Source organism: Paenibacillus sp. JMULE4 (genome assembly GCF_013337105.1).
Lineage (GTDB): Bacteria > Bacillota > Bacilli > Paenibacillales > NBRC-103111 > Paenibacillus_G > Paenibacillus_G naphthalenovorans.
The window spans coordinates 73,116-90,924 of the sequence record NZ_SGWF01000010.1 but is presented as its reverse complement, the minus strand read 5'-3'; the positions used below and the strand labels follow the sequence as shown (position 1 = coordinate 90,924).

19 protein-coding genes are annotated in these 17,809 nt (G+C 50.7%); 1 reads left to right on the top strand and 18 read right to left on the bottom strand.

The annotated features are described in order from the left end of the window. Positions 1–2: 2 nt before the first annotated feature. The 18 genes from EXW96_RS27195 to EXW96_RS02600 form a co-directional block, all read right to left on the bottom strand. Positions 3–647, bottom strand: a complete 645-nt coding sequence (locus tag EXW96_RS27195; protein WP_430016312.1) for an ABC transporter substrate-binding protein — start codon at positions 645–647, stop codon at positions 3–5. Next, on the bottom strand, positions 562–1,134 hold the full coding sequence (locus EXW96_RS28215) for an ABC transporter substrate-binding protein (protein WP_309224992.1): 573 nt from the start codon (positions 1,132–1,134) through the stop codon (positions 562–564). Before EXW96_RS28215 ends, EXW96_RS27195 begins: the two co-directional genes overlap by 86 nt. Before the next feature lie 33 nt (positions 1,135–1,167). After that, positions 1,168–2,019 (bottom strand): ABC transporter ATP-binding protein, encoded by an 852-nt coding sequence (locus EXW96_RS02670; RefSeq protein ID WP_217437229.1) that lies wholly within the window; start codon positions 2,017–2,019, stop codon positions 1,168–1,170. A gap of 100 nt (positions 2,020–2,119) precedes the next feature. Then, on the bottom strand, positions 2,120–3,301 hold the full coding sequence (locus EXW96_RS02665; RefSeq protein WP_174349801.1) for a CaiB/BaiF CoA transferase family protein: 1,182 nt from the start codon (positions 3,299–3,301) through the stop codon (positions 2,120–2,122). A gap of 21 nt (positions 3,302–3,322) precedes the next feature. Next, positions 3,323–3,916, bottom strand: coding sequence for a cysteine dioxygenase family protein (locus EXW96_RS02660; RefSeq protein ID WP_062408113.1), 594 nt, complete (start codon positions 3,914–3,916; stop codon positions 3,323–3,325). Continuing rightward, a complete protein-coding gene (locus EXW96_RS02655; RefSeq protein WP_174349800.1) occupies positions 3,916–5,049 on the bottom strand; it encodes an LLM class flavin-dependent oxidoreductase in 1,134 nt (377 codons plus the stop codon). The genes EXW96_RS02660 and EXW96_RS02655 overlap by 1 nt, the downstream gene beginning before the upstream one ends. Continuing rightward, positions 5,042–5,767, bottom strand: a complete 726-nt coding sequence (locus EXW96_RS02650) for a CoA-transferase (protein WP_054819797.1) — start codon at positions 5,765–5,767, stop codon at positions 5,042–5,044. The genes EXW96_RS02655 and EXW96_RS02650 overlap by 8 nt, the downstream gene beginning before the upstream one ends. After that, positions 5,751–6,617, bottom strand: a complete 867-nt coding sequence (locus tag EXW96_RS02645) for a CoA transferase subunit A (RefSeq protein WP_174349799.1) — start codon at positions 6,615–6,617, stop codon at positions 5,751–5,753. Before EXW96_RS02645 ends, EXW96_RS02650 begins: the two co-directional genes overlap by 17 nt. Positions 6,618–6,649: 32 nt before the next feature. Continuing rightward, a complete protein-coding gene (locus EXW96_RS02640; RefSeq protein ID WP_254611190.1) occupies positions 6,650–7,663 on the bottom strand; it encodes a sulfonate ABC transporter substrate-binding protein in 1,014 nt (337 codons plus the stop codon). A 274-nt stretch (positions 7,664–7,937) separates the two neighbouring features. After that, the gene (locus EXW96_RS02635; protein WP_174349798.1) at positions 7,938–8,846 is read right to left on the bottom strand and encodes a LysR family transcriptional regulator; all 909 of its coding nucleotides are present in this window, start codon (positions 8,844–8,846) and stop codon (positions 7,938–7,940) included. 221 nt (positions 8,847–9,067) lie between these two features. Continuing rightward, positions 9,068–11,215, bottom strand: coding sequence for a dihydroxy-acid dehydratase domain-containing protein (locus EXW96_RS02630; protein WP_174349797.1), 2,148 nt, complete (start codon positions 11,213–11,215; stop codon positions 9,068–9,070). Further along, a complete protein-coding gene (locus EXW96_RS02625; RefSeq protein WP_174349796.1) occupies positions 11,193–11,942 on the bottom strand; it encodes a FadR/GntR family transcriptional regulator in 750 nt (249 codons plus the stop codon). Before EXW96_RS02625 ends, EXW96_RS02630 begins: the two co-directional genes overlap by 23 nt. Positions 11,943–12,042: 100 nt before the next feature. Beyond that, positions 12,043–12,540 carry a CDP-diacylglycerol--serine O-phosphatidyltransferase gene (gene pssA / locus EXW96_RS02620; protein ID WP_235594275.1) on the bottom strand — a complete coding sequence of 166 codons (498 nt, stop codon included), beginning with the start codon at positions 12,538–12,540 and terminating at the stop codon, positions 12,043–12,045. A gap of 448 nt (positions 12,541–12,988) precedes the next feature. Continuing rightward, positions 12,989–13,402, bottom strand: coding sequence for an alpha/beta hydrolase family protein (locus EXW96_RS27185; RefSeq protein WP_254611189.1), 414 nt, complete (start codon positions 13,400–13,402; stop codon positions 12,989–12,991). Then, a complete protein-coding gene (locus tag EXW96_RS27180) occupies positions 13,399–13,857 on the bottom strand; it encodes an alpha/beta hydrolase family protein (protein ID WP_254611188.1) in 459 nt (152 codons plus the stop codon). The genes EXW96_RS27185 and EXW96_RS27180 overlap by 4 nt, the downstream gene beginning before the upstream one ends. A 125-nt stretch (positions 13,858–13,982) precedes the next feature. Further along, entirely contained in the window at positions 13,983–14,477 is a 495-nt protein-coding gene (locus tag EXW96_RS02610; protein WP_062408094.1) for an aromatic-ring-hydroxylating dioxygenase subunit beta, read from the bottom strand. 24 nt (positions 14,478–14,501) lie between these two features. Beyond that, positions 14,502–15,749 (bottom strand): aromatic ring-hydroxylating dioxygenase subunit alpha, encoded by a 1,248-nt coding sequence (locus tag EXW96_RS02605; protein WP_174349795.1) that lies wholly within the window; start codon positions 15,747–15,749, stop codon positions 14,502–14,504. A 126-nt stretch (positions 15,750–15,875) separates the two neighbouring features. Beyond that, the gene (locus EXW96_RS02600) at positions 15,876–16,673 is read right to left on the bottom strand and encodes an IclR family transcriptional regulator (protein WP_062408091.1); all 798 of its coding nucleotides are present in this window, start codon (positions 16,671–16,673) and stop codon (positions 15,876–15,878) included. 124 nt (positions 16,674–16,797) lie between these two features. On the opposite strand from EXW96_RS02600, the gene EXW96_RS02595 reads away from it, so the two are divergent. Next, positions 16,798–17,802 carry a PdxA family dehydrogenase gene (locus EXW96_RS02595; protein WP_074728367.1) on the top strand — a complete coding sequence of 335 codons (1,005 nt, stop codon included), beginning with the start codon at positions 16,798–16,800 and terminating at the stop codon, positions 17,800–17,802. Positions 17,803–17,809: the final 7 nt, after the last annotated feature.

Genomic DNA, 17,809 nt, shown 5'->3' with positions numbered 1-17,809 from the left:
CCTTATCCAATATTTTGCTGGTTGAAACGCTCCTTTACTTTTTGGAAAAACGGCTCGTCCGGCTCGGAAGCGATCAGTTCTTCAACGGCTTCTTTGTACAACGACGTATCGATGTATTTGGTAATATCGATGTCTTTTCCTTCCTTGATATAGCCGATGTCGTTCATGTTTTCCCACATTTTGACGATTTCTTTCTTGTTCGGATCGGAATGATTCAGCATATGCGGTTCGATGATCGACTTCTCCATAATTTTGTCGTCAAGCCTGATGTGGGGCCTGCTGGCGTCAATCGTCACCTTCGGATCTTTTTCTTTGTCCCGTTCCGCCTTAATGATCGCTTTCAGAAACCGTTTGAAGGCTTCCCGCTTTTCCTTCACGTCGCCCGTCTTGGCCACGATGCGGCAGCATACGTGATCCGGCTGCAGATCGTTGCTCCATGTGACGGCGACCAGCCCCCCTTCCTCCGCCTCGTATAACGTGCCCGGCGATCCGACCCCGACATCGACTTTGCCTGATTTAATCGCTTCAAGCAGCATGGAATTGTTTTTGAACTCGATCAGTTCAATGTCTTTTTTCCAATCGATTCCGGCTTGGCTCAAAGCGGAACGGAAGACGATATCGCCGGTATACAGACGAAGGGTGCCCACTTTTTTCCCGCGAAACCCTTCGATCGTCTTGAACTGATCCTGGTTTTCTTTTTGGCATAGACCGGGCTGCCGCCGGACAAATGCCCCCGATAATTGAAAAATCCGATCCTTGGGAGATAAATGTCAACGGACCTGCGGTTCCGAAGGATACGCCGACATCGATTTTCCCGGCCTGCAGGCCGTTTAATCCGTCCGCTGTAGACGCAAAAGGCACAAAGTTGACTTTCAGGTTTTGCTCCTTAAAATACCCCTCGTATTCGGCAATGAATCCGTGCTGGGTGCCCAACGATTGGCCGTAGCCGACATTGAGTTCAAACGTTTGATCCTGCTTTTGGGCCTGATCGGACTTCCCGGCTTGCTCCGAAACCGCAGGCTGCGGAGCTGCCGACTGCTGGCCGCAGCCTGTGACGAGCACTGAAAGGGCAAGGCCGGAAGCGAGTAGCCAGGCAAATGATTGTTTTTTCCGATGAACTTGAACTTTATACACCCATGTTCCTCCTCTATTATGTTTTTTACGGTTTCAGATCCGGTCACCCGGATAGAAGACCGTTTCCTCTCTTTCCAGCTTCTCGAACAACCCTTTATTCATGTGATCCATCAATTGATCCCTCAGTTCGGTAAATTCCGGGGATTGGAACACCTTTTTCCGCTGCCGGGGTCTTGCGAACGGAATTTTCAATTCATGTGCAACGATGCTGGAAGGACCGGGCGAAAACAACAGGATCCGGTCTGCCAAAAACAGCGCTTCTTCCACATCGTGCGTCACGAACAGTACGGTCTGGCGGCGATCCTGCCATAACTGCAGGATGAGATCCTGCAAATGAACGCGGGTCACCGGATCCAGCGCGCCGAACGGTTCATCCATAAGCAGCAGATTCGCCGACAAAGCAAGCGCCCGGGCGATGGCGGCACGCTGGCGCATTCCCCCCGATAATTGTCCAGGGTATTTGTCGAAGACGTGTTCGAGCTGTACCATTTGCAGATATTCCTGCGCGACCTGTTGAATCTCCTTTTTTTTCTTTTTCATCACCTGGCTGAGTGCAAGCATGACATTTTCCCCAGTTGTCAGCCAGGGAAACAAGGAGTAGTCTTGAAACACGATCGCACGCTCGATCGACGTGTCCCGAACCGGTTCGCCATCGATTTCAAGCTTTCCGCGCGTTGGCAGGGATAAACCGGACACCAGGCGGAGGAATGTGCTTTTGCCGCATCCGCTGGGTCCCATCAAAACGACAAACTCCCCTTCGCGAACGGTAAAATGAATATTTTGCAAAATGTCCTGATGACCATAGCCAAACCCGACATCGTTTGCCCGGATCTTGATTGGGACATCTTCAGTCAACGGTACATCTTTTAGCAAAGTCTTTGCCAAACGGGAGCCCACCTTCTTCCAACATTCGTTCCCATAAGCGTCCGATAGGTAACGGACTTCTTCAGATTCAGATATCTCTTCCGCAAGCCGGCAGTCCCGTTTAAGGGTGGATTGCGTCAAGCCATTCCTTGAAAACTTCTTCCGTATGCTCGCCCCTTTGCGGAGGATGGCGGTATACGGAAAAATCGTAGCCGGTCACCTTGACCGGGAACGGAACCGTCCGGGTTGTTAATCCGTTGGGTAACTGCAAATCCTTCACCAGCCCGATTTGATGAACGGCCGGATCATGCAAAATGTCCTCGTAATCGTTGATGGGCGCGCACGGTACGCCTCTTCGGTCAAACTCCTTCAGCCATTCCCCGGCCGTCTTCCGCGAAAAGGACTGCTGCAGCAAAGAAGCCAGCTCCTTTTGGTTTTTGGCACGGAGGGTCTGCGTCACAAAGCGGGGATCGTCAATAAGCTCGGGGCGATCGGCGGCTTCGCATACTTCCCTCCACAGCTTGTCATTGCCTGCGGCGATCACAAACGGTTTGTCGCTTCCGTAAAACCCCTGGTACGGGGCGTTGCGCGGATGGGCGGTCCCAAGCCGCTTGGGAGAGATCCCGTTGCCGTAATATTCACTGTGCTGCAGCGCAGAAATACCGAGGACGCTGCCGAGCATGGAGCAGTCGATATAGGCGCCTTTTCCGCTTTGACTCGCTTGCAGGATGGAAACGGCGATGCTGTAAGCACCGTAAAGTCCGGCGGCAAAGTCGGCTATCGGCACTCCGCATTTGACAGGTGTACCGGTTTCTTCTCCGGTAACGCTCATCAAGCCGCTGATCGCCTGAATCGTCACGTCAAAAGCGCCCTTCTGCGCATACGGGCCCTCTTGGCCGTATCCGGAGATAGAGCAATAGACCAGTCCGGGATTTTCCGCCGACAGCGCATCGTAACCCAAGCCAAACTTCCGCAGCACCCCGGGACGGTAGTTTTCGATAATGATATCGGCCTTTCCGCACAATTTCCGCAAAGCTTCAAGCTGTTCCGGGTCCTTGAAATCGACCGTAATACTTCGTTTGTTGCGGTTAAGGGAGGCGAAGTTTGCACTGTAGGACTCTCCCTGTTCATTCACAAAGAAAGGCGGCCAATCGCGCATGCCGTCTCCGCTGTCAGGTCTTTCCACCTTCACCACGTCGGCTCCCAAATCAGCCAGAAGCATGCCTGTAAACGGGCCGGCCGCGATCTGCCCGAACTCGATGACCCTAAGCCCCGAAAGCGGCCCTCCCTGTAATGTGCTCATGATTGCATCACACCTCCCTTTCTACACATCGGCATAGATCGGCACGTCATTATCATGCTTCGTGACCACATCACGCAAAGCGCCCGTTGCGGGATCGTGGATGTGCCGCTCCTGCTTGCCGATATCAGCGCCGTATACATGGATAGTAACCGCCACTTCGCTATGTGGATTGGACACGCCGTGAATATCGTAATCCGGAGGATAAACGAAGGAGATATCGCCCTTCGTGGCATGCACCGTTCCCACTTCCTCAAGCGTATAGCGCCTCGGGGCCGCTTCCCCATGATCCACTCTCCGGTAACGCTTCTCTTCCACCGCTCCCTTGTAGATGCCGACCAGCCCCCATACCAAATGATCGTGCACCGGGGCTACCTGTCCGGGCCCCCATACGAAGGCGATCACGGAAAAGGCTTCATCCTCGGGCTTATACAACAAATATTGGGCATATTTGTGCGGTAATGGCTGCTGATACCTTTCAGGCAGGAGTTCGTCGGATTGCAGCAAAGTTTGTAAAAATGGGCGAACTTCATCCACAATGGTTCGGAAATCGCCTGTTCGGGAAAGAACGGAACGAATGTCGGCCTCCAACTCTTTAAAACCGTATGCTGTGCTCATTAGTGAAGTACACCTCTCTCGGATGGTATTTCATTTTTTTGCAGCTTCGCATGCACTCTTGGAATCACATCTCTTCCAACGGCCTCAATGGTTTCCAGGTGCGGAAACCCTCTAAGCAGCACTTTATCGAATCCCAGGCAGACATATTCTACGATCCGGTCCGCTACTTGATCGGGTGTGCCGACCAAGGCGATGGAATTGCCGCTGAGCACCTGGGTCAGCCCGGCCCATAAATTCGGACCGATCCGGAAATGATTTTCCTTGGAATCCAGCATCAGTTGATGCAGACGCTTCAGACCGACGGATTCGCCTTTGTCGCTGGCTTCCGCCTTCTTCTGAATGACGGCGGGATCGGCCTTGCTGATCAGATGATTGGCATTTTCCCACGCTTGCTCCTCCGTATCGCCCAAGACGACCTGGAATGAAATGCTGTAACTGAGTTTCCGATTGCGAACGGCCGCCAACCGTTGGATCTCCCCGATTCGTTCGCGGATATTGTCCAGCGTCTCCCCCCACATCATATAGACATCGGCGACGGAAGCCGCGACCGCTTGGCCGGCTTCCGAGGCGCCCCCGAAATAGATCTCCGGATTTTTCTGAATCGGCTTCGGATAGAGAGACGCATTTTTTAGCTTGTAAAATTCACCTTCGTGATCGAAGTTTTCTTCACTAAACAAACGTTTCAATACCCGAATGAACTCATCGGTACGCCGATAGCGGGTAGCGTGATCCAAAAAATCGCCGTCGCCGGCAAGCTCGGCGGGAGACCCTCCGGTAACGATATTGACCAGGGCACGGCCACCGGACAAGTAGTCAAAGCTGGCAAACTGTCTCGCAAACACGGACGGGGCGGTAAAGCCGGGGCGCACGGCGAACAGGAAGCGGAGCCGTTCCGTGGCGGGAATCAGCGCCGTTGCGATGATCAACGAATCGAGGCAGCTGCTGCCGGTCGGAAGCAGAAGCGTGCCGAATCCGCCCTTCTCCGCCGCCTGCGCAATGCGTGAGATGTATTCCAGGGTAGGCTCGCGTTCGGCCGTCGTGCTCCATGCGTCCAGCCTTTGAGCATTGTAATTGGAAGTTCCCACGTACTGGCCGTCCCCGAAGGTAGGCGCCATCGTAATAAATTCAACCATTTCCAATTCCTCCTTTAACGAATGCGGGATAAATTTCCTGAAGCGCCGCTTTCACTTTGCTTCGCAAAACATCCAATTGCTGCGGGGAAGGCGCTTCGATGCGCGGAACGTCGCCTTCGATCCCCAGATCAAAGCCAGTTTTCCCCTGCACTTCTTCTGCCGTCGTTCCCGGCGCGATCGCGGACAATTGCAGCCGGCGCGTAAGCGGAGCGGGCCTCAGTACGGCAAGCGGGGTATATACCGCTTCCAGACGCCCAGCGCCCTCCTGCCGGAAATCAGGAGAAGCGCTGCTGCTGACAAAATCCAATCGTTCGGGAAACCCCTTTGCATGATGGTCGGTTTTAAAAAGGAAAATCCTTTTGCAGCGGTAATACACCATAGATGAACCGGCACCTCCGGGAAGCCTGACCTTCGGGCGGGCATAGTCGCCGATGACATGTAAATTGATATTGCCCCAACAGTCGATTTGGGCCCCGCTCAAGAAGAACACATCGACAAGGCCGCGCTGGATGTAATCGAAAAATTCCTTGGTCCCCTCAAACGGCCATTCCCGCTCATACCCCATGATGTAGGTTTGGGCGCGGGGGGCATGGGTTTCTTTGGCCAGCAGGGCCGCCGCCGCCGGCACCGGAGAACTGTTGCCTACGGCGATCGTTTCCCCGTCATGAAGCTCGCGGGCCAAAGCACAAATCATGAATTCTTCAGTCGAATATTTCATGCTGACTCTCCTTACGGCTGCAGTAAACGGAATAGTCCTCGTGCCTCGTGTAAGAAAACACATACTGCTGCAAGTACTTTTCAAACTCGTTCGGATGTCCGGCCGCTTTCAAATAAGTTTGCATATGGGCTTCATCCGCAGGGTAAAAGCCTGGACAGCTTGTCGGGTAGGCTCCGAATGGCGCTTCTACCACAGTATGGATGTACAGCGCCGGAATGAACGTTCCCTTTTCACGATCCAATTCCCCGGGAGCCACCACCTCCTCTACCGTCACAATGACATGGCGCGAGGCTTGGGCAAGCAGCCGGTTGTTCTGCAGCCTGCTGGCGACCACGTTGCCTTGCGTATCCGCCTGATAAGCGTGAAATATACACACATCCGGACGGATAGCCGGTACCACGACGACTTCCTCTTCCGGCCGATAAGGGTTGCGAATGAGACGAAAATCATCTCTGACCTGCAAATAGTCCGTTCCCAGCAACCCTGGAACGGGGATAAACGGAAGCCCCATGGCACCCGCCTGAATCGCAGCGGCCATAGCCGGACAAGCGTGTTCGCGAACCTGCAGCCGCCCCTCCTCCACCGCACGGCGGTAATGGGGAGCAAAGCCGAACTCTCCCAGGATGATTTGCGACGCTTCCACCGTCTCCACACATCCGGCACCAATCAGCAGATCGGCGTTAATGGCCGCCGATCCGCTGCATAGGAGGTGCAGGCCGCTGGCCCCGGAGCGGATCAGTTCGCGCAGCAAAGCCATGGGCGACATCTCCATGCTGCCGCTGATCGCTACCGTATCCCCATGATGTATAAGCGCAGCCGCTTCCGGCAGCTCCAGAAATTTCGTTCCCATAGAAGGGCTTCACCCCTTTGACCTCTAACTGCTTACTGATTTTTCGGTATCCAGACATTTTCCCTGACGTTGATCTTCTTGGAAACAAGTCCGATCTTCAGGAATGTATCTGCAACGCTCTGCTGATCCTGTATGATTTCCTCATCGATCAGCTTGATGGTGAGAGGCCTTCTCCGCAAAGATTGTTCCCAGACCGCCACGTCAAGCTGCGTTTCCGCAGCAAGCAATTTGGCGACTTCCCCCGGATTTTGGTTAATCCATTCACTGATGTTTTGGAGCTCCTGAACCAGCGCTTGCAGCACCTCGGGGTGCTTTTCAGCGAACTCTTTTCCTCCCAGGTAGAACGTTCTGTAAATGACGAGCCCTTTCCCATCGGCCAGAACCCGATTTCCGGCAAGCTCGGCTGCCGAGAAGAAGGGATCCCAAACGACCCAGGCATCCGCACTTCCCCGTTCAAAAGCGATGCGTGCATCCGGAGGAGCCAAGTAAACCGGTTCGATATCATTCAGCGTCAATCCGACCGAAGCAAGCGCCTCATTGATCAAATACTGGGAAATCGACGCCTTGTTGAACGCTACTTTTTTGCCTTTCAGATCGGCGATCGTCTGGATCGGCGAATCCTTTTTCACCAGAATGCCCTCGCTTTGCGGACTGGACGGTTCACTGGCTACATACAGAAACGGCAGACCGCGCTCTTGTCCGAACAATACCGGCGCATCGCCGGCGATGCCGAAGTCAATGCTCCCGGTGCCCAGCGCCTCCATGACTGAAATGCCTGTGTTAAATTCAGACCATTGGACCTTCGTTCCAAAAGGAGCCAATTTTTTTTCCAGCTCGCCTTTGGCCTTCAATACCATCAATGTTCCCGACTTTTGATAACCGATCCGAAGGACCGTTTTTTCCGCATTCGGTTTGGCGGTCTGCCCGCCGGATGCTTGACTGTTGTTATTTGCGGTCCCGCAGCCGATCAACATAATGGATAGCGTGAACAGAGCGATAACGGATAAGATCATGCTGCGCTTCTTTCTTTTTCGTTTGAAATTCATAAAGCCAACCTCCCCAGGCATCCATCCCGGAAAACAAAAATTTGACTGCAATAAAAAAGAGACGCCAACATAACAAGTATGCTGGGTCTCCGGGGGGTCCGGTGGATCCGAAAATGTATAATCATGTGTTCAATCAAGCAAGTCTTTCATCTCCGGTTGTCCGGCAGAATTTCACAGTTATCCGATCGGGTTAATATAAGCATACAATAATTCATCAGATTTGTAAATTTGATAAATAAGAACAAAAGCTTCAAAAATTTTGAACTTCTTTATTCTATACTCCCGTAATTTGATCGCATTTTTGATTTAGCAAACCGTCCCTTAACGTGCTGATCAGCTTTTCTCCTGCAGATCCAAGTGCCTTATAATCAGACTTCAGCAAAATGCCTGTCACCAGGCCGGTATCCAAATCAAGGATTGGTTTTAGCACCGTTCCTTCCGGGGGAGGCGTTACTGTAATGATCGGAACCACCGCAATGCCAAAATTGGCTTGAACATAATATTTCAATGCGGACATGGTGCTGATTTCAATACCAAAATACGGACTTCCGCCTTTTTCCAGCAATGCCGCTTCCAATTTTTTTCGGTATGGACAAATCGTAGTCGTAAGCAGCAGCCGTTTGCCCCGCAGGTCTTTTAAATAAATCTCATGTTTCCCCGCAAGATCGTCCTGCTTGGGAACAAGCAGCGCAACCTTTTCTGCGAAAAGCGGCTCAAACGTGGTTCCCAAACCTGTATCCGGTACACTGCATATGGCCAAATCAATTTTGCCCTCGATCAGCATTTCCCGCAACACGTACGTATTGCCGATTTGAATGCTGATTTGCACCTTGGGATAGCGTTCCATGAATGGAGCAAGGATTTTGGGCAGCCGATAGCTGGCCGCAGGTTCCATTACACCTAACCGAACCACACCCGCTTCCCCCTGAATCCATTCCGTCATGGCGCTTTGAAGGTATTCATAATCTTTTAACAGCAGATCCGCCTTCTCATGAAACAAACGTCCCGCCTCCGTCAAGCAGACTTTCTTGCTGCGTTCAAGCAATTTGACGCCCAGGTCGGATTCAAGTTTTTGGATATGCATCGTTATGGTGGATTGCACATATTTGAGTTCTTCCGCCGCTCGTTGAAAACTTCCCAGCTTGACAATCGTTTGAAACGTTTTTATCGTCCGCAAGTCCATCCTATCACCTTTACCTTTTTTTGTTGAACCAACTTCATCTCTTCTTGCGTCGGAACAACCTTACCGATTCGGATAATAAAAAAAGCATGAGGATAAGATTCCCCATGCCTCCGGTTTACCGGTACGCTCTTCATGTCTGTTCGAATAAACATTAATGTATTAAATATTTTAATGACACCTTATCATCATTTTTTAAACACGTCAATACAAACCAAACCATTTTAAATCCATTTCAACTCCGCGTCCAACGCGACTCCCATCGGAACTACGCCGCGGGACGCATCCGTACAATCGCGCAGCCGGTTCGATGCCGCCACGCGCTTTTGTCTTTTACGCAGCTGCTCCATCCGGGATAATCCTAGCTCCGTCCGCTCCGACCGAAGCTCTCCGGCATCCTGTACGATATGGCCCGAAGCAAAGCTCCCGGGATTCAGCAGATCGATGCGCTTCTTGCGGAACTGCAAATGCAGCAGATCTCCCTCCTGCAGATACAGCAGCCCGCCGCCATGAAAAGCTTCCGGAGTCATATGCCCTACAGCAGCGCCAAATGTCACTCCCGAATAACGGCCGTCGCTGATTAGAGTCGTCAAACGCTTTAACTGACGGTGTGCGTTAATATGCTGCATCGGCGTCATCATTTCCGGCATTCCGAATGCTTCCGGGCCTTGACCGGATATAATGACCGCCAGCCTGAGCCATTCCTCCCGAATCATCCGGTCGAACAGCTCATCATAGCTCAACGCTTGCAGCGCTTCCAAAGAAACGGATGCGTTGTAGGAAGCCATCCGCTTCATATGTTCTAGCCCGAAGCTTCTTTGGGCCTTTAGGCGATCCAGCATGTTCACGTCCAATAACCGATGATTCGCTTCTTCTTCATTTTCAAAGTAAAGCACAAACGCGATCTTATCGTCGAATTGATCCAGCTGCTTTGTAGGCATCCCGCTGATTTTAACCACTGCATGGTTGAAAAAGTTTCCCCGGAGGACATCGACGCCGCTGAAGCCGCGTCTGGGCCTGCTCAGGATGATGGGATTGTCCTTCACGCCGTCCGCGCTCAAGCCTTCGGTATGGGACAGCCTTTCTCTCCAGGTTTGGCCTGTTACCGTCGGCGCATCCAAAGCCATCGGAACCCCGTTTCTTGTAAGCTCATAGATCAGCGTCTCCATGCCGCGGATTTGACCCGAGCAGCACTGCTGCGCCAATGCATAAATATCTCTGCCTTCGGTCAGGCTGTAATCGAATAAATCGGGAATCGGATGTTCGGCAGCGATGCGCTCCATGTCTTCCAGCGTAAAGTCAAATCCGGCATAGATCATCGCCCCGACAATATGCATCATTAGGTTGGTGGAACCTCCTGCGGAACTGTGGATCCGGATCACATTGGCGATATTGGCCCGAAGCAATTCACTTACGCTGCATTCCGGACGGTCGATGATGGAAAATAAGGATTCGATCGCTTTATTGACTTGAGCCTGTGTCGGCGGTTCCGTCAGCAGCTCCAGCTCCGGACATACCATACCGAACCCTGCCGTAACGTCCCGGGAGCTGTTGCCCGTTCCATGAAACGCACAGATGCCGCCCTTGGCGTCACACGTGCTTACCGCCAGCCTTTTTTCAAAATCCTTATGCCGTTCCACAGTCAATAGTCCGCATTTGACGGCGCGTTCAAAAACCCCTTGGAATGAGGTGTTCGAGGAGCACTGAAGGATATAGCTCACCGCATCCTCAATGTCGGCGGCAATATCGTCATATCCCGCTGCGGCGGCCTGGGATACCAACTCCGCCAATTCCAGCTTCAAATCATCCGGAATCGTTCCCCCCTTGAGCACGTGGGAAGGGGCAAAGGTAGCAAACACATGATGCTCGCCGCGATTGCGCCGGACCCGGTCCAGATGAGCAAGCCCGCTTAATACGCCCAGCGGCTGCTTATCGCAACCCTGAATCACGAAAGCCCCATGGTATGATTGCGCTTCCATTTGATTTACCACGATTTCCGCAATCGCGTTGCGGCTCTGTAATGAATAGGACATTCCCATGTTGTTTTGCGCTGTTCCGTCACAAAGCACCGGCGTGCTGAAATAAAACGGCACTCCGCCTTCCTGCCATATTTTCAAAGCGGCTTTGTACACCGTCTCATGGTCCAGAATGTGGGCCGGATGATCGGAGGAGCCGCCGATAATGGCGATCCTCGGAGAATTGTGCTCCAGCCGGTCATAAATATTGTCAAGCGTCCAATCCGGCTCCCCGCCTTCGTATTTCCCGCCGAGACCGCGGCGTGCACGGTCCAGCAGCCCGGCTACCGTAATAGGCTCGTTCGCCTTCCCCTGCACATTGCCCTGATACGGATTAAACCCTCTGATTGTTATCATGATCTTTCCTCCCCTTCCTTGGTTTCAATTCGGCGGCGGCTAGCCAGCCTTCCTTGAGCTTCATCGAATCCTGACGAACATCCTGGAGATGCGCCTTCATCATCTCTTTGGCAAGCGCGCTGTTTCTCTGCTCTATGGCCAATGCAATCAGCATGTGAAAATGTGCCGCTCTCTCGGCGCTTCCGGGAATACGCGTGGTTTTCCTGCGGCTCTCCAGAAGCAAGTCCGAGATCCCTTTCATCACCTGAGCCATGACTTCATTCGAGCAGGCCTCGGCGATATATTCGTGAAAGGCAATATCTGCTTCGAAATAATCTTCATTGTTGGCTACATCTTCGATCATTTTTGAAGCGGCCGCCTTTATATTCGCCATTTGTCCGGGAGTGGCTCTTTCCGCTGCAAGCGCTGCCATTTCCGGTTCAAGAACGGCCCGGAATTCCTGCAGGGAAAACATATCTCCTACAGAAAGCCGAGTGAGATCCCATGTGGTTTCCTGTTTCCAGCAGTTTGGATTGCGTACGAACATTCCTCTGCCGTGCTCAATGAGAATATACCCTTTGTTTTCCAAAATGCGCAGTGCCTCACGTACGGTGGAGACGCCGACCTGAAATTCTTTGGCTACGGCGGCCAGAGAAGGCAGCTTCTGTCCGGACTTCCACTCTTCCTGCTCAATCCTTCGGGTCAATTCATTCAAAACTTTGGTACTTGCCAGCTCCTTAATCATCATCACCAACTCATATGATATGTTAATAAACTTATAATATCACTTAAATCAGCGCAGGACAATCCGCAAATTCCATTCGCGAAATAGAACTTGGGATGACCGGCTATACCTTTTTGAACCGTATTTTACTGACCATTAGAATCGATAGAACCAGAGCAGCGTAGGCCGTAAAGCCATACAAGACGGGAAACCATAACAAAAAACATACGAGTAAACCCGCTGCCGGAATCGGCAGACCCTCAAAATATCCTTTGGTGGGACGTGTATTGAAACGGGCCAATCTAAGAGCACCCGCTATGGGAAATACCATTAAAGCCATCGTCGATGCAGCTTGATGAGGGATGGTTTCATAAAGCGCTAATGCCGGAACAACCCCAAAACTGACGATATCCGCCAAGGAATCAAGCTCCACCCCAAATTCACTGGTCACTTTGAGACTGCGTGCTATTTTGCCGTCCAGCATATCAAATACGGCTGACAAAACAACGAACAGGGTAGCGATAAGCGGCAGATGATTGACAATGAAAACTAAAGCAACGATGCCGCTGCCTAAATTAGATAAGGTAAAAATATTTGGAAAATAACGAATGATCCGGTCCAACAAATCAAATCCCCTCGATAGGCTGAATGATGCTTCACTATTTTCCCCAATGGAAGGATTTTGATACTTTTTTGGAAATCAGAAAATGACGCACTTAAACTCTTCCTGTAGCCTTTCGTCTCACTATCCCTAACAATTAAAATAGAGCAGCAGCCTCTTACGTGCATAAGCAAGGTGCTGCCGCTCTTGTATTTTTAATAAATGAAAGATAATTCCTATAATTCTCTGATCGCTTCAAATTGTTTGTGGTAGCCAAACGCTTCACGTCAACGGCAGAGAGTGGACTTTATCATAACCTCTCAGCGCCTGACAAAGAATCCCTCTTGTGTTCACGAACAGATAGGGTAATATTAGCCCATACTGTCTGCACAAGAGGGATTCGATCATTCCGGTGTGCTCCACAGCGGCATTGCGTTCACTGATGAATTGTCGTCACCGTATGTTCATACTATGAAATTTCCTTCAAAAAATGAATGCTCTCCTTTAATGCTGTTTCCAGTTCTTCTGTTATGCCCTGAAACGGATGAACGGCCCCGAATGTATGATTTGCACTAGGAATGGTCAAGATTTGATGCTGAGGCGCAGCTTGGCGAAGCCGTTCAAACCCTTCCTTCAGGCGCGGAGAATCCTGACCGCCCTGGACCAGCAGTACCGGAATTTTTAATTCGGCCAAACGGCGGACGATATCAAACCTCTCCGCATTGCGGGACAAGTCCTCATAGAAGCTCGCCTGGATCGGCATGTCTTGTTTCGTTCGCACATTCGTTACGTAGGCAATGCCATGCTCGGCTATCTGAGCTTTAAACGCATCGTCGAACAGGTCGGCCGATGCAATCCCGTTCCAAGTGACGACAGCCTTCACCTGAGGATGCTCAGAGGCAAAATAATGCTTCCGCCTCCCCCTTTGCTGTGACCCAGCAAGTAAAGACGCCGCGGATCGGCGAATGAAGCGAGCGGCAGCGTTCCCGACTCAAGAGCTTGAAGCAGGACGGCAAGATCCTCCTGCTCCCGTGAATAAGTATTCCGTGCGAACTTATCCAGCTCGTCAAAATCCCGTTCGTTCACTCCGTTGCAGGAGTAATTGAAGGTGACTGCGAAGAAGCCTTCCCCGGCAAAACGCTCCGCGATATACGGAAAGAAAGACCAGTCCTTAAAGCCTTTGAAGCCGTGGCTGATAAATACAACGGGTCTGGCGGTGTCCTCCGTCCCGCGCGCTGCCCTCACCTCACCGCGAATATAAAGCGGCTCACCGGTATCCAAATGGCCCGCCTCCAGGATAAAAGGTTCCCGTATGATCGAATTCGGTGTCTGGCTCATATCAATGCCTCCTTATGATTACATATTACATAAATTGGGATGGATTATTTTTTATTGTAACATAAGGATTGACTTTGTGATGACAATCATTTGCTTCAAAGGTGTTTTTCTGCATGAGCGGCTAATTAAATTGGCGTTACCAGCAGCGTTGGGATTAGAGCCGTATCGTAAACGGCCAGCTTTTCTTTAAATTTCGCCTCGCCGTTCACAAATGTAACCTTATCCATGTATTGGCCGACATTATAAACCTCTGTTATCCCATCCTGTCTCGTTTGGAAAACGGCATAATTGGCGCGCACCAGATAAGTATCACCCTCCTGGCCTGCCATGCGGATACCGCTTACCAAGTGCTTATAGGTATGCGCCTCATAGATATTCGCGTGTCTGTGGGCTGTAATCCGGTCCTTCAGCATCCCTTTACTGTCGCAGTATATCACGCAAGTCAGAAGATTTCTCGCATAATTTTCTCGGGAAATCACTTTATATAAGCATTCCTCTGTAAAAAAGTCCGGCCATTGCTCCAATTTATCATTGTCGATGCATTCCACGTAGGCGTGGACTAATTCTTCTATGGCCGCTTTGATTTCCAATGCCGGTGCATTCACTTTCTGTTGGTTCATGGATCTGCACTCCTTTCCTTCCGATTAATATCCCATCAATTCACGATAACGCTTCCAAAACCCGCGGATCGACGTTTCGGTAGCACGGAATTCCTGACTTTGTACCGTTTTGCCGCCCATTTCGACAAATGAGCTTTTATCCTTATCCCGGACGATTCCTCTTTGTACGAGCTCCCCTACTCCCCCATCCTCCAAAGAAACAAAACCGGCGGGACCTACCAGATTGGATTGCTTCATACGCATCGTTGTCATTTGGTCGTCATCGTCCTCATAACCGAAATAAGTCCAATGCAGCTCACATTTCTCCGGGCCCTTCGGCAGTAATTGACGGACCGCAAGCGTATTATGAATTTGCTGCAGTACCATGCCCGGAAATATCGACTGGATCGCAAGCGTAATTCCGTCCGCAAACTCCTTCCGGCCTTCCAACATGGTAGGATCTTCCAATTTATATTTGGAATTAAAGGAACGAAGATTCGCTTGTTTATATGTGTCCTCGTTCTCGTTTGATGAACCGTAGGTATAGCTCACATGATGCATTCCTGTATCGTCCATATCAATACCGCCGCGTTGTGAAAGGCGGTTCAGTCCAAAGGTGCTAAAGAACGTATGAAGGATACTTGCATGATACGAATCTTTGACATTCTCGAAATAAATCTTCCAATTATTATTCATCGATTGGCGGTTATAGCCGAGAACACGAACCGGTCGATTGAAAACACGCCGAATATACCCGCACATTTTTTCACCGAGATATTCCTGCAGCGGCATCACATGAGGATCGAAGGAGCTGAAAATCACACCGCAGAAGGTTTCGATTCTCAGCTTGTGCAAAGCATGTTTGGATGTATCGAAGTCCTCCGGCATGCCGCCCTTGCCTTCCACACCGCTGCGGAAAGGGACTCCTTTCAGATCCCCTTTGGCGTCAAAGGCCCAGGCGTGATAGACGCAGGTGAAAGTTTTGGTATTGCCGCAGGAATCCATACAAACGGTTGCTCCCCGATGCGAACAGCGGTTGACAAAGGCTCTGATTTCTCCGTCGCGGTCTCTGGTCACGACGACCGGCGTGTCGCCGACAAAGGTGGTCTTATAATCTCCGCTTTGCGGCAGCTCTGTTTCTAAAGCCAGGAAGTTCCAGGTTGGTCCGCGGTAAATCCTCAGCTGCTCCTGCTCGTAAACCGATGGGTCCATATATACCTGATAAGGAACTCTAGTGACCCCCTCCTCAGGCCAGCTGATTATCTCCGTCGTCTCAGTACCAAGTTTTGACATGATCATGTTCCTTTCTTATTGGAATGTGGGTACTTTTATATTAGAGAAGCGACGGACCGATAGACAGCAGACGATTCAGCTATGCGGAACAAAAAAATAAAATTTTGTTGTTTTCCATGATGCCTGCTAATGTAAATAACGGAGTTTCTTCGTTTGTTCCACACCCAGCTGCTCGGTAATCAAACGGCTGTACATTCTCATCTCTTTTAATAGAGGTGGGATGTTGGCATTCGTGATTTGTCCGGTGGGCCTTAAGATACAGATGGAGGCGATAATCGAATCGTAGTCATCGAATACGGGAACGGCTACGGAGCTCATGCCTTGACTGAATTCATCGTGTGACACGGCATAACCCTTTTTTCGGATCCTCTGCAGCTCCTCGCGCAATTTATCGGGACAAGTGATGGTTTTGTTGGTGAACGCTTTCAAATGTGTGCTCAACACGCGGCTGATTTCCGTTTCATCCTGGAAGGCCAACATCACTTTGCCCGATGCAGTGCTGTGGGCCGGCACCCTTTTCCCCATGACGTTTAATATTTTACCGTCCCGGTGTTCGGGAAGCTTTAACAGGTATACAATGCCGCCCTTGTCATAAGTAACCATTTGAATGGCCGCCTGCACCGCAGACAGCATTTTTTTCAACAGCGGAAAAGCAATTTGGCACAATTCCATCTCATTATAAACCACAGAACCAATCTCAAAAGCAGTTAAGGACAAATGGTATTTTCGGGTTTCCGTATTTTGAACGACCATATTTTCTTCGCACAAAATTTGGATCAAACGGGATACGGTACTTTTGGCTATTCCCAATCTTCGGCTCAATTGGCTGATCCCGAGTTCCGGTTCGTTCTGGGAAAATTCCCTTAAAATCCGAATCGCTTTGTGGACCGAGGTCATCGAATCTTCCCTATTTTTTAATTTCATAAAATATCCCTCCAAAAATTCATTTTCTTTTCCGCATGCTTGAACAAGAGGCTTTCTGCCAATCGCCTTAAAAGCTATCCTATGAATACGGAGCACTAAATATATGCTGCAGGAGGAAGCCCTTATGAATAATCAGAAGCCCGTCATTATGATAACCATCGGCGACCCCGCCGGGATCGGTCCGGAAATTTCCCTTAAGGCTCTCTTAGACAAAAAAACGTATGAAATATGCAATCCGATTCTGATCGGAGATAAGAACTTACTGGCGTGGTACATCCGTCTTTTACAGGCTCCGTTAACCCTGCATCCGATTACGGAACCGGGTGAAGCTCTGTTCCAATACGGGCTTATCGATGTGATACATATGCCTAACGTCAAGATAGACCGGCTGCAAATTGGAGAACATGCCGCCGACTATGGACTAGCCATGCTGGAGTATACAAACAAGGCATTACAGCTGGCATTGGAAGGCAAGGTACAGGCAGTGATTGGAGGACCCCATACCAAGAAATCGGTAGAGCTCGCCGGGGTCGAATTTGACGGGTATCCAAGCTACGTTGCCAAGGTAACCGGCACGAAGCCTGAGGAAGCATTCTTGATGTTAGTCTCCGACCGACTGCGCATTGTGAACGTCACTCTGCATGTGTCACTGCGAAGGGCTTTGCAAATGATCAACAAGCAGCTGGTGCTCAAAGCGATAAGGGCAGCCGACAAAGCGGTACGCAGCATGGGGATCCAAGCGCCTCAAATGGCAGTAGCCGGTTTAAATCCGCATGCCGGTGAACAAGGAATGTTCGGAACAGAAGAAATCGAGGATATTGAACCGGCTATCCTGCAAGCACAACGGGAAGGCATTCATGCCTTTGGACCATATGGAAGCGACACCCTGTTTCTTGAGCATTGTGAGCTCAAATACGATGCTTATATCGCTATGTACCACGATCAAGCCCATCTGCCGATCAAGCTATTGGCATTCGATAAAATTACCGCGTTTACTATCGGCACCCCTGTTTTCTTTTGCACCGTCGGTCATGGCAGCGCACCGGATATTGCCGGCAAAGGTGTTGCTTCCCCGAACAGTTTACTGGAATCCATCCGTCTGGTTAGTCATGTTCCGGTAACGGGTTAATTCCTCG

Bases quoted from the DNA above. Each gene is read 5' to 3' on its own strand.
- EXW96_RS02665 (WP_174349801.1), bottom strand. From the start codon at position 3,301: ATGAGCACATTACAGGGAGGGCCGCTTTCGGGGCTTAGGGTCATCGAG.
- EXW96_RS02660 (WP_062408113.1), bottom strand. From the start codon at position 3,916: ATGAGCACAGCATACGGTTTTAAAGAGTTGGAGGCCGACATTCGTTCC.
- EXW96_RS02655 (WP_174349800.1), bottom strand. From the start codon at position 5,049: ATGGTTGAATTTATTACGATGGCGCCTACCTTCGGGGACGGCCAGTAC.
- EXW96_RS02650 (WP_054819797.1), bottom strand. From the start codon at position 5,767: ATGAAATATTCGACTGAAGAATTCATGATTTGTGCTTTGGCCCGCGAG.
- EXW96_RS02645 (WP_174349799.1), bottom strand. From the start codon at position 6,617: ATGGGAACGAAATTTCTGGAGCTGCCGGAAGCGGCTGCGCTTATACAT.
- EXW96_RS02640 (WP_254611190.1), bottom strand. From the start codon at position 7,663: ATGAATTTCAAACGAAAAAGAAAGAAGCGCAGCATGATCTTATCCGTT.
- EXW96_RS02635 (WP_174349798.1), bottom strand. From the start codon at position 8,846: ATGGACTTGCGGACGATAAAAACGTTTCAAACGATTGTCAAGCTGGGA.
- EXW96_RS02630 (WP_174349797.1), bottom strand. From the start codon at position 11,215: ATGATAACAATCAGAGGGTTTAATCCGTATCAGGGCAATGTGCAGGGG.
- EXW96_RS02625 (WP_174349796.1), bottom strand. From the start codon at position 11,942: ATGATGATTAAGGAGCTGGCAAGTACCAAAGTTTTGAATGAATTGACC.
- EXW96_RS27180 (WP_254611188.1), bottom strand. From the start codon at position 13,857: ATGAGCCAGACACCGAATTCGATCATACGGGAACCTTTTATCCTGGAG.
- EXW96_RS02610 (WP_062408094.1), bottom strand. From the start codon at position 14,477: ATGAACCAACAGAAAGTGAATGCACCGGCATTGGAAATCAAAGCGGCC.
- EXW96_RS02605 (WP_174349795.1), bottom strand. From the start codon at position 15,749: ATGTCAAAACTTGGTACTGAGACGACGGAGATAATCAGCTGGCCTGAG.
- EXW96_RS02600 (WP_062408091.1), bottom strand. From the start codon at position 16,673: ATGAAATTAAAAAATAGGGAAGATTCGATGACCTCGGTCCACAAAGCG.
- EXW96_RS02595 (WP_074728367.1), top strand. From the start codon at position 16,798: ATGAATAATCAGAAGCCCGTCATTATGATAACCATCGGCGACCCCGCC.